Genomic DNA, 16,130 nt, shown 5'->3' on the forward strand with positions numbered 1-16,130 from the left:
ATGAATTTGTGTCTATTGATGAATTAGTTCATTATCCCATTTAAAGGCAAATGCAAATAAGCATAAATACACGAGTGAAGAAGTTGAAGTAGAAACTCGTGAATACTTTGCTGAATTAAATAAGGCTATTGAAGAGGATAGAATAAAACATGGAAAAAAGCCATTAAAGGAAAAGGTAAGGTTAAATCGCTTATCTAAATCGGGAAAATTGCTTTATAAATTTTGAAAGGAAAAAATGGAGCGAAGCTTCGCAGACTCAAAAGAGCTGCATGGGCTTCGCAACTGCCGGTTACGGGGATTAAAGAATGCAAGTGAACAGGCTCTCCTTACAGCAGCCTGCCAAAATATAAAAAAGATTGCAACACACTTAGCCAGGTTAGAAAAAGTGTGTGACAATTCTTTAGGTTGATTTGCCACCCTGTTGATTGGAGCGGAGGGCACTCGACTCCTGCGGGATAGAGAGGTCACGGGAGACCCCGCAGGCTCCAAAAGAGCCGAGGAGGCTCCCGGAGCTCCCCGCGGAAAGCGAGTGCCCGGAGCGGAAATCAACAGGCCAGATAGCAGGGCTAATCCATTATTAAAAATCGCCGAGAAATATACCCTTTCTCGACAATCTGAGCAAATAGTAATTTGCTCTTAAGTATAAAACGGATGGTCATCATTTATTAAGATGGGAATCATCTTTTTGGTTAAGCCTGTTTTACGGTCTAGTTCAATGAAAACCGCGCTTAACTGGTTTCTTCCCCCTGTTGCTACATCAAAGCGAACTGGCATACTAGTTAGAAACCTTTTAAGGACAGCTTCTCTTTCTACCCCTAAAATGCCGTCATAAGGTCCCGTCATGCCTACATCTGATAAATAACCTGTTCCACCAGGTAAAACCCGACTATCTGCCGTTTGAACATGTGTATGAGTTCCAACAACTGCTGATACTCTTCCGTCCAAATACCACCCCATGGCCTGTTTTTCACTCGTGACTTCCGCATGAAAATCCACAAAAATAAATGGTGTCCTTTCCTTGGCTATACCAACCAATTCATCAGCCTTTCTAAAGGGGCAATCCAATGGAGCCATAAAGGTTCGACCTTGTAGATTAATTACCGCAACTTCTAATTCATTCACTTTAAAAAAAGCCAAACCTTTACCAGGTGTGCCTTCAGGGAAATTTGCTGGTCTTACCATATTTTTCGCTGTATCGATAAATTCAAAAATCTCTCGATTATCCCATGCATGATTTCCGAGTGTTACAGCCTGTGCACCATATCCCAAAAATTCTCGATAGATTTTTTCAGTAATTCCCTTTCCACCTGCTGCATTTTCACCATTAATAATGGTAAAGTGTGGACGAAATTTTTCTTTTAATTTTGGTAAATATTCCTTCACCATGTCACGGCCCGGCGAGCCGACGACATCGCCAATAAATAAAAGATTCATTTTTCTCCCTTTCATCAATAAGAATTGTTATCGTTTAAATTGTATCACATTCAGACTATTTTTAATCGCATAAGGATTACCAATAAATAAAGCGGTGCTTTCGCACCGCTTTATTTTGCGTATTCTACAGCCCGCGTCTCACGAATGACTGTCACTTTAATATGTCCAGGATAATCAAGCTCTTCTTCGATTCGCTTGCGAATATCGCGTGCTAATCGATGTGCTGCCAAGTCATCAACCGCATCTGGTCTTACAATGATACGAACCTCACGACCAGCTTGAATGGCAAAGGATTTCTCAACACCTTCATAGGACTCAGAAATCTCTTCCAGCTTCTCAAGACGGCGGATATAGTTTTCAAGAGTCTCACTACGTGCACCTGGTCTTGCTGCTGATAAGGCGTCTGCCGCAGCTACCAGAACGGCAATAATAGATGTTGGTTCAGTGTCACCATGGTGAGATGCAATACTATTGATTACTACTGGGTGTTCCTTGTATTTTGTTGCAAGTTCTACCCCAATTTCCACATGGCTTCCTTCCACTTCATGGTCAATTGCTTTCCCTATGTCATGGAGTAAACCTGCACGACGTGCTAACGTTTCATCTTGACCAAGTTCAGCGGCAAGCAAGCCCGAAAGCTGTGCAACTTCCATTGAATGCTTTAAGACGTTTTGTCCATAGCTCGTACGGAACTTTAAGCGACCAAGAATTTTGATAAGATCTGGATGAAGTCCATGTACACCCACTTCAAAAGTGGTTTGCTCTCCCACTTCGCGAATATATTCATCCACTTCACGGCGAGATTTTTCAACCATTTCCTCAATTCGAGCAGGATGGATACGCCCATCTTGAACTAACTTTTCAAGTGCTAAGCGAGCCGTTTCCCGACGAATAGGGTCAAAGCCTGATAGAATAACAGCTTCTGGTGTGTCATCAATAATCAAATCAATTCCCGTTAATGTTTCAAGTGTACGGATGTTTCTTCCTTCACGGCCAATGATACGGCCCTTCATTTCGTCATTAGGCAGGTTGACGACAGAAACAGTCGTTTCCGCAACATGGTCAGCAGCGCAACGCTGAATTGCTAATGAAAGGATTTCCTTTGCTTTCTTGTCGGCTTCCTCTTTTGCACGATTTTCACTTTCCTTGATCATTATGGCAGTATCATGGGTAAGTTCCTGCTCCATCCTGTCAATAATGATTGTTTTAGCTTCCTCGCGCGTTAAGCTCGAAACTCGTTCGAGTTCAGTTTGTTGTTTTCGTACCAACTCGTCCACTTTGCTTTCCATCTCTTCAATATGCTGTTGTCTTTGATTTAGAGAATCATCCTTCTTTTCTAAAAGATTTTCACGCTTATTTAACGTTTCCTCTTTTCGATCTAAATTCTCTTCTCTTTGCAGTAAACGGTTTTCTTGTTTTTGCATTTCATTTCTTCGTTCACGAACCTCACGTTCTGCTTCTGTCCGAAGCTTGTGAATTTCATCCTTTGCTTCCAACAAAGCTTCTTTTTTCAATGAATCAGCATCACGTTTGGCATCTTCAAGAATCTGCTCAGCAGCATTCTTTGCACCAGCTACTTTTGCTTCAGCAATGGATTTATGAACAAAATAGCCAACAACGGCACCGACGATAAGGCCAAGCAAAATGAAGGCGATTGTAATTAGTTCCATCGTTACACCTCCTCTTGCTATGAACTTTTGTTACAATTTTTTAAGTGTCGGCATGTACATTGTTTAGACTCAACATACAGCAAGCACCAAGGCTTTTTCGCAATGTAATATTACCAAAAATGTAAAATATACATGTTAATTGTAAAGGTGGGAATATTCATTGTCAAGGCTTAGTCCAATTGGCTTTTTCAAATATTTAGAATTTGTCTTCATTCATTCCCTTAACAGGCTAAATCACAATTGAATATTTATAACTTCAATTAAATTAATATACATTATTAAAAAGGAGCAAAACCAAAATTTGGCTTTGCTCATCAACATTAATCTATTAATTCAAATTGTTCATCGTCATCAGTTTCTGTGACCGTCTTTTCACCATCTAAACCATAGTGCTCACGAATTTTTTGTTGAATTTCAAGGCGAACCTCAGGGTTTTCTTTCAAGAATAACTTCGCGTTTTCACGTCCCTGGCCAAGTCTTTCATCATTATAGGAATACCATGATCCACTCTTTTGAACGATATCTAATTCTGAGCCTAGATCGATGATCTCGCCTTCCTTAGAAATACCCTCACCATACATAATATCTACTTCAGCTGTACGGAATGGTGGAGCAACCTTGTTCTTCACTACTTTAATTTTGGTTTTGTTCCCTACCATGTCAGTTCCTTGCTTCAACGCTTCAGCACGGCGCACTTCAAGACGGACTGTTGAATAAAACTTTAGTGCACGACCACCAGGTGTGGTTTCGGGGTTCCCAAACATAACGCCAATTTTTTCACGGATTTGGTTAATAAAGATAGCGATTGTCTTAGACTTGTTGATAGCACCAGAAAGTTTACGAAGTGCTTGCGACATCAAGCGCGCTTGTAAACCAACATGAGAATCTCCCATTTCGCCTTCAATTTCTGCTTTTGGAACTAATGCTGCTACTGAATCGACTACAATAATATCAATTGCACCACTTCGTACTAATGCTTCTGCGATTTCAAGCGCTTGTTCACCCGTATCAGGCTGTGATAGCAATAACTCATCAATGTTAACACCCAATTTTTGGGCATACGCTGGGTCAAGGGCATGTTCAGCATCAATAAATGCTGCTTGTCCACCATTTGCTTGGACTTCAGCAATCGCATGCAAGGCAACCGTTGTTTTACCAGAGCTCTCAGGACCATAAACTTCGATAATACGGCCTCTAGGATATCCACCCACTCCAAGTGCTGCATCAAGTGCTAAAGAGCCACTCGGACTCGTTAAAATCTTCGTATCCGTTTTCTCTCCCATCTTCATGACGGAACCTTTACCGAATTGTTTTTCAATTTGTTTTAACGCCATTTCTAATGCCGCTTTACGATCGCTCACGAATCATTTCCTCCCTTATATATAAACACTAGCTTCTTGCTACAGTCTATCAAATTATTACCTATAAATAATATAACTTTTTTTCGGTAATTTGTCGAGCAAAAAATCGAACATTCATTCGATTTTTTTCAAGACCATTCTTGATGCAAAAACGAGATTTCTCGCTACTTTTTGTATTTTTTCGTAAATTTTGTAGTCAGATATCGCGATTATCGATATTTATCAGAAAATTGTTTTTATTAATAAATTATTTAAAAAAACAGAACGCTACTTAGCATTCTGTGAATCTTTTATATATTTAAGAATAAAATAGCAGCCAAATTTCACCGCTCGATTCCGATTTGCTTCTCTCGTTCCGCCAAGATTAAGTTTTTCGACATGCGTTGGTCTTCCTTTAATTGAAATGCCAATATAAACCGTACCAACAGGCTTACCTTCAAGATCGTCAGGTCCAGCTACACCCGTGAAACTAATTCCAATATCAGTCGCAAAAATTCTAGCTGCATTTTCAGCAAGCTCTTGAGCACATTGTTCACTCACAGCCCCGTGTTTTTCAAGCGTTTCTTGTTTCACTTGTAACACCTGTTGCTTTACATCATTTGAATAGCAGACTACCCCGCCTTTAAACACTGAGCTTGCACCTGGAATCGAAGTTATTTCCTGCTGGAACAGCCCCCCAGTTAAACTCTCAGCTGCCGTAATCGTTAGATTTCTTTCTTTTAAACTTTTCGTCAGTTCTGCAAACAGAGTTGTGTTGTCATAGCCATAAAAAAAGTCGCCGACACGTTGATTAATCGTATGTTCTACTTCATCAAGCATGGATTGTGCCTTAATCTCATCCACATGTTTGGCAGTTAGTCTTAAGGTAACCTCTCCGTCCCCTGCCAGTGGAGCAATCGTAGGATTATTTTGCGCATCAATTAAATCAATAATTTCAGTTTCAAGCGCCGCTTCCCCAATTCCAAAATATCGTAACACTCTTGAGACAATCTTTTCATTAGAGCAGGCAAAGGAAGAAAGCGCATGACCACCGTAACGAAGGAACATAGGTTCCATTTCTTTTGGTGGTCCTGGCAGCAGCATATAAAGATGGTCGCCGCTTTCTAGCACCATCCCTGGAGCCATTCCATGATCATTAGGGAGAACAAGAGAACCTTCTAATACAAGAGCTTGTTTTCGATTGTTTTCAGTCATGATCCGGTTGGTCCGCTTAAAAAAAAGTTCAATTGAAGCTAATGCTGATTCGTCCATGACTAGTTCTTTTCCAAGGTGACGAGAAATGGTTTCTTTTGTCAAATCATCCTTAGTGGGTCCAAGTCCACCAGTAAAAATGATGATTTCGGAACGCCTTTCTGCCTGTTCAATCGAGGCCTTCAACCTTGCAGGATTATCACCAACGACAGTATGAAAAAAGACATCAATTCCTAGCCCAGCTATTTGCTGAGACAAAAATCGGGCGTTCGTATTAACAATTTGACCGAGTAACAATTCCGAGCCGACTGCAATAATCTCAGCATTCACATTTATCTCCCCTTCCATCAAAGATTACTTTGAGTTCTTTAGCACATGACTATTTTTAGCAAAATAATCCCAGCCAGACCAGATGGTAAAAATTAATGCAACCCACAATGACACTACATCAAATCGAAACGGAATCATGACAAAAATAATATTATGTAACAAGATAGAAGATATCGCGATAATCTGGGTCCATGTTTTAATTTTCCCAAGCATATTAGCAGCTACAACTTCTCCTTCACCGGCAAGCAACAAGCGCAAACCCGTTACTGCAAATTCCCTGCTGATGATAACGATAACTATCCATGAAGGTGCATATACGTGATTAAGCTCCACTAAAACAATAAGAGCAGCTGATACTAGCAATTTATCGGCAAGCGGATCGAGAAATTTGCCCATATTGGTCACGAGATTATACTTACGGGCATAATGGCCATCAATCCAATCCGTTGATGCAGCTAAAATAAAAATTAACGCTCCGACAAAGTGGGTAACTGGCATGTTTGCACCAAGAAGATACATATTCCCCCAGTCAAAAGGTGCAAGCATAATGATCATGAAGATTGGAATTAATAAGATTCTTGATACGGTTATTCTGTTTGGAATATTCATAATTTTCCTCCGCGTGTTTATTGAAAGCGAAAAATAGCCATCCACAGATGACTATTCGCTTTTCGGAACATATTGAATCGTAATGTTCTGAACATCTTTAGTCGGTGCAACTGCATACTCAAGCTTTTGGTCATTTACATAGATTTCAGTATCCGCCGCGTTTCCAACCCTAATGACAGCACTGCTTTCTGCCGTTAAATCTACGGTTTGGCTCTCTGGCCCACCATTTTCAAGTGATTTGAGAGTTCCTTGAAAAAAGGAATTCCCTTTCCCATTTTTAATACTAACCCATGTTTGACCTTTTGAGACCAATTTGACAACAAATTTATCAGCGTTTTTTAAATCATATGTAGAATTCTTTCCACTACTTTGTACAACAGTAATTTCTTGTTTAGGTGCTTCGTCTATAGGTGGATTTTTTTCTTCCTGCTTGGTTGTTTCTTTGTCTTTTCCATTGTTTTTTTTCTTATCCTTCTCTTTTTCATTTCCTTTTGCTTTGTCTAGATTTTCAGACTTAATAAGTTTAACCGGGTCATTTTTTTTATTAATCGATTCATTCGAACCTTTCCCTGCATAATTAGTAATTAAAATATATAAAAGACTAACTATGCCAATGATAAAAACAGTAATGAGGATTTTGGGAAGAATATTATAGATTTTCGAATTTCCTCCAGTAATGTTTTTTTGAGTGTTCACTCTTGATAATTGCTGCGGTAATTCCTCATTGTAAGAAGCTGGAATTTCACTTTGATAAGTTTCAAAAATTTCATCAGGATTAAGGCTTAATGCCTCCGCATACTGTTTAATAAAGGCACGCACATAAAAATTTCCGGGCATACTCGAATAGTTTCCCTCTTCAATCCCAATTAAATATCTCTTTTGAATTTTTGTCATGGATTGTAAATCATCCAAGCTTAATCCTTTGGCTAATCGAGCTTCTTTTAGTCGATTTCCTAATTCAGTCACCTGTTAACACCTTCCAATTAATTAAAAATCAAAATCTCCAAATTCAGATCCGGAGAACATATTATGCTGATCGACAATATCGTATGTAATCTCCTCTTCTGCGTCATTCCTAAGTTCAATAATATAATCAAAATCCTCAAGCGTGTACTCTGAGTTTTGTACGAAGATATCTGGATGTTCCACTACCTTAACAGATGGTAATCGCATGATTTCGCGGACGAGCTGCCAGTGACGTTCGTTGGCTCGTCTTGTCGAAACAATTCCATCCAGAATAAACAAATTATTTTCGTTGTACTCATCTTCAATTAGTTGATTACGGATGGTTTGTTTTAATAGAGTAGATGAGACAAATAACCAGCGTTTATTGGCACAAACACTTGCGGCAACAAGTGATTCTGTTTTGCCAACCCTTGGCATTCCGCGAATACCAATTAGCTTATGCCCATCCTGCTTAAATAATTCTGCCATAAAATCCACTAATAATCCAAGCTCATCCCTCACAAAGCGAAATGTTTTTTTATCATCTGCGTCTCTTTGAATATATCGCCCGTGTCTAACTGCAAGTCTGTCACGTAGTTTCGGTTCTCTTAGTTTGATTAATTTTATTGTATCCATTGTATGTAAAATTGACTCAAGCCGTTTAATTTGATCATCATCTTTTGCTAAAATAAGCAAACCTCGTCTGCCTTCATCCACACCATTGATGGTTACAATGTTAATAGCTAGCATTCCTAATAAGGATGAAATGTCCCCCAATAGTCCGGGACGGTTTTTTTGAATCTCATATTCTAAGTACCATTCCTTTTTCACTAATAAAAACCTCCTAAAAAGAAGTTTCGACAAATTTTTCGCAAATCCTTTTCTAACCCTTATAATAAATGATTTTGAATGAAGATGAAAGGAAAAACAAAGAGAATAACACTTTTTAACAGCAAATTAGCATGAAGGGATTAAAACTGTTATTGAAAAAATAAAAAAGAGAGGAGAATCCTCCTCTCTTTTCATTATTCCTTTACAAGTTTAACCATAATATTCGCAATTGCCTGTTGTTCTTGCTTATCAGCAACAGACCACATGTCAGAAAGAATTCGCTCTTGCTCATTTTTTGGATCTACTTGGTTTGCTAAATAATCCCCAATTTGAAATGCAAGATTGTTTATTGCCCCTTCACTCATACCTTCATTTTCTGCGTGTTGAAGACGATCACCAAGGAATTCTTGCCACTGCTTCCAATTATCTAAAACAGACATCACATTACCTCCTTTAGAGTAGTACAAGGTTATTTTGCGAACAAGAGGCGTAAACTATTCATGATAAACTTGTGAACTTTATATGTACCAGCCACCATTAACGGCAAGAACCTGCCCGGTAATATAGGAAGAATCATCAGAGAGCAAGAAAGCGACACATCTTGCAATTTCATCAGTCTGTCCAAGTCTGCCCATTGGAATTTCAAAAGAAACTCGGTCTAGCTCCTCCTCCGTAAAACCATCCATCATCTTTGTTTCAACAGCACCAGGGGCAATCGCATTAACACGAATACCATTAAGAGCTACTTCTTTACTGAGTGCCTTTACAAACGCAATCTGAGCCCCTTTAGCTGCAGAATAAGCCACTTCACAGGCGGCACCTGTTTGGCCCCAAATGGAACTAATCACAACGATATTACCTGAACCTTTACTAAATAATTTCGGTAGCAACTCTTTTGTTAACATTAACGGACTTAATACGTGAACATTCAGTAAAGATTCTACATCTTGTTGGTTCAAATCCATCAGTAAACCATATTTACTGTTCCCAGCACAATGGATAATTGCATCTAAGGAAAAAATTTGTGAACATATTGATTTGTAGCCCTCAGTTTCGGTCAAGTCAGCATGAATCGGAAGATACTCTCCGCCAAATGGCTCAAGGCTATCGATTAAAGATTTAATTGATTGTTCATTTTTATTGTAATGTAAGTATAAATGGTATCCTTTTGCTGCAAGGTTACAGGCAACTGCTTGACCGATTCCTCCACTAGCTCCCGTTAATAGTACATATTTCTTCATTTATATCACTCTCTCTATAAAATAAACGAAGGAAAAAAGCGCCTTGAAAACGACGCTCCATCCTTGTCTGCCCAGCTTTACACTACTCCTCCACTAGGACATAATTCACTTCGTTAAGAAGGAAAAGTACAATCTTCTAGCCAGCTCCACTTGTACTTTTCGGGGCTGATCGTTTCGCTTTCCAATTTTTACTTTTTGGGTATGATCTGGCATACAGAAAAGCGTTCTTCAGATATAACTTCCTCTGCCAAAGATTGGACATCATGTAAAGAAATATTTTCTAGTGTTGGCACAACATCAAATAAATTCATTTCATTAAATGCATAGCGTGTAAATTGATTGGCGATATATTCAGGTGAATTAATTGAACGCAGAAATGCGCCAATTTTCTTCTTTTTCGCCCTTTCTAATTGATCTTGTGTAAAGGCATTTCCTGACTTGGTAGCGATAAGCATTTTTTCTAGCCTTTCAGCAAGTAGATCTGGATCTTTGGTGTCACCGCCAATCATCGCAAACCCAAAGCCAAATTCCTGTGAATAGTCATATGAGAAGGTTTCATCAACCAAACCTTCATTATAGAGCTGATTATAATTTTCTGAACTTTTCCCGAACAATAGATCTAGAAGCACATTCATCGTTAATTCATTTTTTAACATTTCATTTCCAGATTGATCCACATGAAGTGCTTTTATACCAACTAAGCATTTTGAGGTTTGGACATTCATTTGCAGCACTTGTTTTTTCTCTGCCGCTTTTGCAGGCTCTTGTTTGAATTGACGCCTGATTTCCGGCATATCCTTGTAATCTTTTTTTGCTTGATTTTCCCTAACTTGATTCATAAAGGATTCAGGGTCAACAGGACCAACAATAAATAAAAGCATGTTGCTTGGATGATAGAAGGAATTGTAACACTCATATAACCAATCCTTGGTAATATGCGAAATAGACTCAATTGTTCCAGCAATGTCGATTTTTACAGGATGATTTTGATATAGGTTTTGGATTAAACCAAAATATAAGCGCCAATCAGGGTTATCATCATACATCGTGATTTCTTGACCGATAATTCCTTTTTCTTTTTCCACCGTTTTTTCAGAAAAATATGGTTCTTGAACAAAATCAATCAGTGTTTCTAAGTTTTTTTCTATATCGGAAGTACTTGAAAATAAATAGGCCGTCCGGGTGAAGGAGGTAAATGCATTAGCAGATGCACCCTGCCTGCTAAATTGCTGAAAAACATCTCCTTCTTCCTTTTCAAATAACTTGTGTTCTAGAAAATGGGCGATCCCATCAGGTACTTTTACATATTCATTTTTTCCTAACGGAACAAAAGTATTATCTACCGACCCATACTTAGTGGTAAAGGTCGCAAACGTTTTATTGAAGCCTTTCTTTGGCAAAATATAGACATTTAGTCCATTTGACATTTTTTCGTGATATAGCTCCTCCTGAAGCTGGTCAAAAGTAATTTTCTCCATTACTTTGCTGCCTCCGTTCCTGTTAAGAAATAGATGGTATCAAGATGAATCTTCTTTGCGACAGCCACAATTTCATCCTTCGTTATTTTTTGCATTTCAGTAAGCCAAGTGTTTAGTTTGATTTCGGTATGTGCCACAACATTATGATAAAGAATTTCTGTTAAACCTCTAGCTGTGTCGATGGTTTCCAAAATTTGATTTTGGATTACAGCCTTTGTCTGTGCTAACTCCTGGTCTGTGAAATCACCATTTTTCATTGCCTCCATTTGCTCGTGGATGATTCCAACAGCCTGGTTATAATTTTTCAAATCTATCCCAGACATAACCATCATTAAGCCTTTATGGCTTTCTAATCGGCTGGCTGCATAGTAAGCAAGACTTGCTTTTTCACGGACATTGATAAATAACTTGGAGTGTGAAAATCCACCAAATATCCCATTAAAAACTTGAAGGGCAAAATAATCCTCGTCACCGTAAACAATATTTGTTCGATAACCCATGTTTAATTTCCCTTGCTTCACATCTTGCTGTTCTTTCACTTCATTAACTTCCTCTTTTTTCCTCATTTCCTGATTTACAACGGTCTTAGGGGAGCGATTTTCAAATGGAAGAAGTTCTAATACAAATTTTTTTACTTCCTCCTCTTTTACATCACCAATCACATAAAGATCCATTTCATCCTCTAAAAAGGCCTTTTGGTAATAGTCATATAAATTCTCTGGTGTAATTACATCAACATCTGCTGCTTCCCCATTCACTTGGATAGCATATGCTTCACCCTTACACATTTCTTCTAGAAGACGGACATTGGAGTAGCGCATCTTATCATCAAAAACGGATTGAATTCTAGATTTAAGCGTTCGTTTTTCATTTTCAATTGTTTCTTTGTCAAAGGCATTTCCCCTGACGTTAGGTTTGGTTAATATTTCTGTCAATAATTCAAATCCTTTTTTCAATAAGGGGCTTGGATTGCTTAAAAACTTTTCATTTGCAATTTCTATGGTAAAACTCATAATATGATATTCGCCTTTTTTAGCTAAATCAACAAACAGCATCGCACCATATAGTTCATCCAGGTATGATCGGAGTGTTGTTGTCTGTGGATATTTTGCAGAGCTGCTTTGTAAAACATAGGGAAGAAGGGCCCTTTTCGTTACATCCTCTTTTGTTAACGGAGCTTTCATTCTCCAAACAATGGTATTGGTTTTGAATTTATTTGTTTCAATGACATGGAGGTTGAACCCATTCATGTCTGTTGTTTTTTCTGTGACAGCGTCCATTTAAATTCCTCCTTTGTTATTTAAAGCGCTAATTTAAAAATATGTAAACATTTTCTTTTTATCTTTTCCAATGTAATATATGCCTATTCTTACTATAATTTGACAATATTAAATCTGGCAAGTAATAACACCTTGATTATATTAAAAAGAACCCTCGATCCCGAGGGTTCTAGAATATATCTTATCTGCTTCCTTTGATGTAATGAACCCCATCTGCTTTTGGAGCTTCTGCACGACCGATAAAACCAGTTAAGGCTAAAATAGTCAATACATATGGAGCAATTAACAAATATACATCTGGGATTTCTTTTAAATAAGGTAAGCTTGAACCAATGATACTAATACTTTGGGCAAAACCAAAGAACAATGCCGCCCCCATAGCACCTAGTGGATGCCATTTACCGAAAATCATTGCTGCTAGCGCCATAAAACCTTGTCCGCTGATAGTTGCGTGACTAAAGTTTGAAGAAATAGATTGAGCATAAACGCCGCCGCCAATTCCACCAAGCGCTCCAGAAATAATAACACCTAGGTATCGCATTTTGGTAACGTTAATCCCCATTGTGTCAGCAGCCATTGGGTGTTCACCCACCGAACGAAGACGTAATCCAAAGGGAGTTTTATAAATAACATACCAAGCAATAACGGCAACAATAATCGCTACAAAGGATGTCCAATAAGTGTTCTGAAAAAGTATTTTTCCAATTACAGGGATATCCTTTAGAATTGGGATATCTACCTTGCTAAAGCCGTGTTTAATAATATCTGTTTCACCTTTATTATAAATCAACTTGACAAGGAACAATGTAAGTCCTGTTGCTAACAAGTTGATGGCAACCCCAGAAACAGTATGGTCAGCACGGAATGTAATCGATGCGACAGCATGAAGGATAGAGAAAATCGCACCTGCAAGCATTGCAACCAATAATGCAATCCAGGGTGTGGCACTACCGAATGTACCAACAAATGTTAAGTTAAACACGATTGAAGAGAATGCGCCAATGACCATTAGTCCTTCCAATCCGATATTTACTACACCGGAACGTTCGGAGAAAACACCGCCCAATGCAGTGAAGATAAGTGGCGCTGCCCATAATAATGTGGATGGAATTACAATCATTAAAATTTGCATTAAGGTCACTTACTTCACCCCCTTTTTACTGAATCGATCAAGAACTACTCGAATAATATAACTAGACGCAACAAAGAAAACAATTAACGCAATAATGATATCAACAAGTTCCTTTGGCACTCCTGCCTCAAGCGGCATTGATAATGCTCCAATTTTTAAAGAACCGAATAATAAAGCAGAGAAAAATACTCCAAGCGCCGTATTTCCTCCTAATAATGCAACGGCAATCCCGTTAAAACCAACACCTGTGAACCCGCCTTGAACTGCCATATAGCCGAATGTACCTAACCCTTCCATAGCACCGGCAATACCAGCAAAGGCTCCGGAAATTACCATTGAAAGAATGATGTTCTTATTAACACTCATACCTGCATAATGTGCAGCATCTTGATTAAATCCAACCGCACGTAATTCAAAGCCTCGAGTTGTTTTCTCAAGTAGGAACCACATTATGAAGCAACAAGCAATTGCGATCATAATACCCCAGTGCATGGTGGAGTGGGTCGTGAGTTCCTGAAGCCAAGGAGAACGCAGTGACGCTGATTCATGGATCATACCAGTTTTTGCAGAACCCTGGTTTAATTTAGTACGGATAATGTAGTTAACAGTGTGTAATGCTGTATAGTTCATCATAATGGTAACAATAACTTCGTGTACGCGAAAGCGTGCTTTAAGTAATCCAGGGATAAATGCCCAAAGACCACCGGCAACCATTGCAGCTATAATAGCTAAAGGCAAATGAATCACTTTAGGAAGATCAAAGGCAACCCCTACCCAAACTGCTGCAAGCCACCCAACAATAAATTGTCCTTCTACACCGATATTGAACAAACCAACTCTAAAAGCAAAGGCAACAGCAAGACCAGCTAAAATATATGGTGTAACCTGTCTTATTACCTCTCCTGTGTAATAAACATCACCAAATGCCCCGTTCCATAATGCGGTATACGCATCAACGGGATTGTAACCACTTACTAACATGATAATGGTCCCAACAATAATTCCTAAAAGCACAGCAATAATTGGTGTTAAAATACTGCGTAAGCGTTTAGACATGTGTTTCTTCCCCCGCTTCCTTTCTATTCGAGCCAGCCATTAGCAATCCTAGTTCTTGTTCAGTCGTTTCTTTTGGATTGACAACAGCAACAATTTTCCCCTCATAAATAACAGCGATCCGATCACTGACATTTATAATTTCATCAAGCTCGAATGACACTAGTAAAACAGCTTTTCCATGATCACGCTGTTCAATTAAACGTTTATGAATAAACTCAATTGCCCCAACATCAAGTCCTCGAGTTGGCTGTGCTGCAATAAGCAAGTCTGGATTACGGTCAACTTCGCGGCCGATAATTGCTTTTTGCTGGTTCCCCCCGGAAAGAGCACGTGCCAATGTATATTCACTTGGTGTCCGAACATCAAACTCTTTAATTAATGTTCTTGCTTTATTGTAGATCTCTTTAAAATTTAGAATACCGTTTTTGGAAAAAGGCTTCTTATAGTAGGTTTGTAAAACCATATTTTCAGCAATCGGATAATTCAGGACCAATCCATGTTTATGTCGGTCTTGCGGAATATGACCAACTCCTGATTCGGTAATTTTCCGTGAAGAAAATCCCATCAATTCCTTGCCATTAACCTTAATGCTGCCGCTTTCCGACTTTCTTAAACCAGTAATAGCTTCAATAAATTCGGATTGACCATTTCCATCTATACCTGCAATACCGACAATTTCACCGGCACGTACGTGTAGATCGAGTCCGTTTACCACAGTAACACCACGTGTATCTTTTACCACTAAGTCTTTTATTTCCAAAACATCCTGTTTTGGTGTAGATGGAGTCTTTTCTGTTTTAAAAACAACTTCTCGACCGACCATTAAACTAGCAAGTTCATTCGGATTTGTTTCACTAACAGTAACTGTTCCAATTCCTTTTCCTTTACGGATAACGGTACAGCGATCGGCAACTTCCATAATCTCTTTTAATTTATGGGTAATAAGGATTATGGATTTACCCTCTTTAATAAGCGTTTTCATTATTTGTATAAGTTCTTTTATTTCTTGCGGAGTTAATACAGCTGTTGGTTCATCAAAAATTAAAATTTCAGCACCACGGTATAGAGTTTTTAAGATTTCTACCCGTTGCTGCATTCCAACCGTGATATCTGAAATTCTCGCTTGTGGGTCAACGGCCAATCCATAACGTTCCGAAATCTCCCGAACTTCTTTTTCTGCTTTTTTAATGTTTATTTGTCCTCCGCTTGTAATCTCTTTACCTAAGATGATATTCTCGGTAACGGTAAACTTGTCAACTAGCATAAAATGCTGGTGAACCATTCCAATTCCAAGTTCGTTAGCAATATTAGGGTTAGAAATGTGAACTGGTTTCCCCTTTACACGTATTTCACCTTGTTCTGGCTGGTATAATCCGAAAAGAACGTTCATTAACGTTGATTTTCCGGCACCGTTTTCACCGAGCAAAGCATGAATTTCACCCTTCTTTAATTGTAGGGTAATGTTATCATTCGCAACGAAGCCACCAAACTCCTTTCGAATGTTGAGCATCTCAATTACATAATCCATCTTATCTCACTCCCTGTAATAAAGGTAAAAGGAAAAAATGACCA

General features: G+C 38.6%; 14 protein-coding genes and 1 pseudogene. 1 reads left to right on the forward strand and 14 read right to left on the reverse strand.

The window, feature by feature from the left end:
• Positions 1–166: 166 nt before the first annotated feature.
• Positions 167–409: pseudogene (locus tag M5A78_RS01725) on the forward strand (transposase); the annotation flags it as partial.
• Positions 410–636: 227 nt separating this feature from the next.
• Here M5A78_RS01725 and M5A78_RS01730 read toward each other — a convergent pair.
• The 14 genes from M5A78_RS01730 to M5A78_RS01795 all read right to left on the reverse strand — a co-directional run bounded on the left by M5A78_RS01730 (position 637) and on the right by M5A78_RS01795 (position 16,086).
• Positions 637–1,434, reverse strand: a complete 798-nt coding sequence (locus M5A78_RS01730) for a TIGR00282 family metallophosphoesterase (RefSeq protein WP_248733545.1) — start codon at positions 1,432–1,434, stop codon at positions 637–639.
• A gap of 110 nt (positions 1,435–1,544) precedes the next feature.
• On the reverse strand, positions 1,545–3,104 hold the full coding sequence (rny, locus tag M5A78_RS01735; protein ID WP_248733546.1) for a ribonuclease Y: 1,560 nt from the start codon (positions 3,102–3,104) through the stop codon (positions 1,545–1,547).
• Between the two features lie 320 nt (positions 3,105–3,424).
• Entirely contained in the window at positions 3,425–4,465 is a 1,041-nt protein-coding gene (recA, locus tag M5A78_RS01740; protein ID WP_248733547.1) for a recombinase RecA, read from the reverse strand.
• A 267-nt stretch (positions 4,466–4,732) separates the two neighbouring features.
• Positions 4,733–5,986, reverse strand: a complete 1,254-nt coding sequence (locus M5A78_RS01745; protein WP_248733548.1) for a competence/damage-inducible protein A — start codon at positions 5,984–5,986, stop codon at positions 4,733–4,735.
• 24 nt (positions 5,987–6,010) lie between these two features.
• Positions 6,011–6,595 carry a CDP-diacylglycerol--glycerol-3-phosphate 3-phosphatidyltransferase gene (gene pgsA, locus M5A78_RS01750; protein ID WP_248733549.1) on the reverse strand — a complete coding sequence of 195 codons (585 nt, stop codon included), beginning with the start codon at positions 6,593–6,595 and terminating at the stop codon, positions 6,011–6,013.
• 51 nt (positions 6,596–6,646) lie between these two features.
• On the reverse strand, positions 6,647–7,561 hold the full coding sequence (locus tag M5A78_RS01755; protein ID WP_248733550.1) for a helix-turn-helix domain-containing protein: 915 nt from the start codon (positions 7,559–7,561) through the stop codon (positions 6,647–6,649).
• A 21-nt stretch (positions 7,562–7,582) separates the two neighbouring features.
• Entirely contained in the window at positions 7,583–8,371 is a 789-nt protein-coding gene (locus M5A78_RS01760; RefSeq protein WP_248733551.1) for a DUF3388 domain-containing protein, read from the reverse strand.
• A gap of 194 nt (positions 8,372–8,565) precedes the next feature.
• Positions 8,566–8,811, reverse strand: a complete 246-nt coding sequence (locus M5A78_RS01765; protein ID WP_248733552.1) for a DUF3243 domain-containing protein — start codon at positions 8,809–8,811, stop codon at positions 8,566–8,568.
• A gap of 78 nt (positions 8,812–8,889) precedes the next feature.
• Positions 8,890–9,612: an elongation factor P 5-aminopentanone reductase gene (gene ymfI, locus M5A78_RS01770; protein ID WP_248733553.1), complete on the reverse strand. Its 723-nt coding sequence runs from the start codon at positions 9,610–9,612 to the stop codon at positions 8,890–8,892.
• Positions 9,613–9,800: 188 nt separating this feature from the next.
• The gene (yfmH, locus tag M5A78_RS01775) at positions 9,801–11,090 is read right to left on the reverse strand and encodes an EF-P 5-aminopentanol modification-associated protein YfmH (RefSeq protein ID WP_248733554.1); all 1,290 of its coding nucleotides are present in this window, start codon (positions 11,088–11,090) and stop codon (positions 9,801–9,803) included.
• The gene (gene yfmF, locus M5A78_RS01780) at positions 11,090–12,370 is read right to left on the reverse strand and encodes an EF-P 5-aminopentanol modification-associated protein YfmF (protein WP_248733555.1); all 1,281 of its coding nucleotides are present in this window, start codon (positions 12,368–12,370) and stop codon (positions 11,090–11,092) included. Before yfmF ends, yfmH begins: the two co-directional genes overlap by 1 nt.
• 181 nt (positions 12,371–12,551) lie before the next feature.
• A complete protein-coding gene (locus tag M5A78_RS01785) occupies positions 12,552–13,511 on the reverse strand; it encodes an ABC transporter permease (protein ID WP_248733556.1) in 960 nt (319 codons plus the stop codon).
• Complete coding sequence (locus M5A78_RS01790; RefSeq protein WP_248733557.1) at positions 13,512–14,558, reverse strand: ABC transporter permease; 1,047 nt, start codon at positions 14,556–14,558, stop codon at positions 13,512–13,514. It lies immediately after the preceding gene.
• On the reverse strand, positions 14,551–16,086 hold the full coding sequence (locus tag M5A78_RS01795) for an ABC transporter ATP-binding protein (protein ID WP_248733558.1): 1,536 nt from the start codon (positions 16,084–16,086) through the stop codon (positions 14,551–14,553). The genes M5A78_RS01790 and M5A78_RS01795 overlap by 8 nt, the downstream gene beginning before the upstream one ends.
• Positions 16,087–16,130: the final 44 nt, after the last annotated feature.

The organism is Neobacillus rhizosphaerae (genome assembly GCF_937468385.1).
GTDB lineage: Bacteria > Bacillota > Bacilli > Bacillales > Cytobacillaceae > Neobacillus > Neobacillus rhizosphaerae.

Bases quoted from the DNA above. Each gene is read 5' to 3' on its own strand.
- M5A78_RS01730 (WP_248733545.1), bottom strand. From the start codon at position 1,434: ATGAATCTTTTATTTATTGGCGATGTCGTCGGCTCGCCGGGCCGTGAC.
- rny (WP_248733546.1), bottom strand. From the start codon at position 3,104: ATGGAACTAATTACAATCGCCTTCATTTTGCTTGGCCTTATCGTCGGT.
- pgsA (WP_248733549.1), bottom strand. From the start codon at position 6,595: ATGAATATTCCAAACAGAATAACCGTATCAAGAATCTTATTAATTCCA.
- M5A78_RS01765 (WP_248733552.1), bottom strand. From the start codon at position 8,811: ATGTCTGTTTTAGATAATTGGAAGCAGTGGCAAGAATTCCTTGGTGAT.
- ymfI (WP_248733553.1), bottom strand. From the start codon at position 9,612: ATGAAGAAATATGTACTATTAACGGGAGCTAGTGGAGGAATCGGTCAA.
- yfmH (WP_248733554.1), bottom strand. From the start codon at position 11,090: ATGGAGAAAATTACTTTTGACCAGCTTCAGGAGGAGCTATATCACGAA.
- yfmF (WP_248733555.1), bottom strand. From the start codon at position 12,370: ATGGACGCTGTCACAGAAAAAACAACAGACATGAATGGGTTCAACCTC.
- M5A78_RS01790 (WP_248733557.1), bottom strand. From the start codon at position 14,558: ATGTCTAAACGCTTACGCAGTATTTTAACACCAATTATTGCTGTGCTT.
- M5A78_RS01795 (WP_248733558.1), bottom strand. From the start codon at position 16,086: ATGGATTATGTAATTGAGATGCTCAACATTCGAAAGGAGTTTGGTGGC.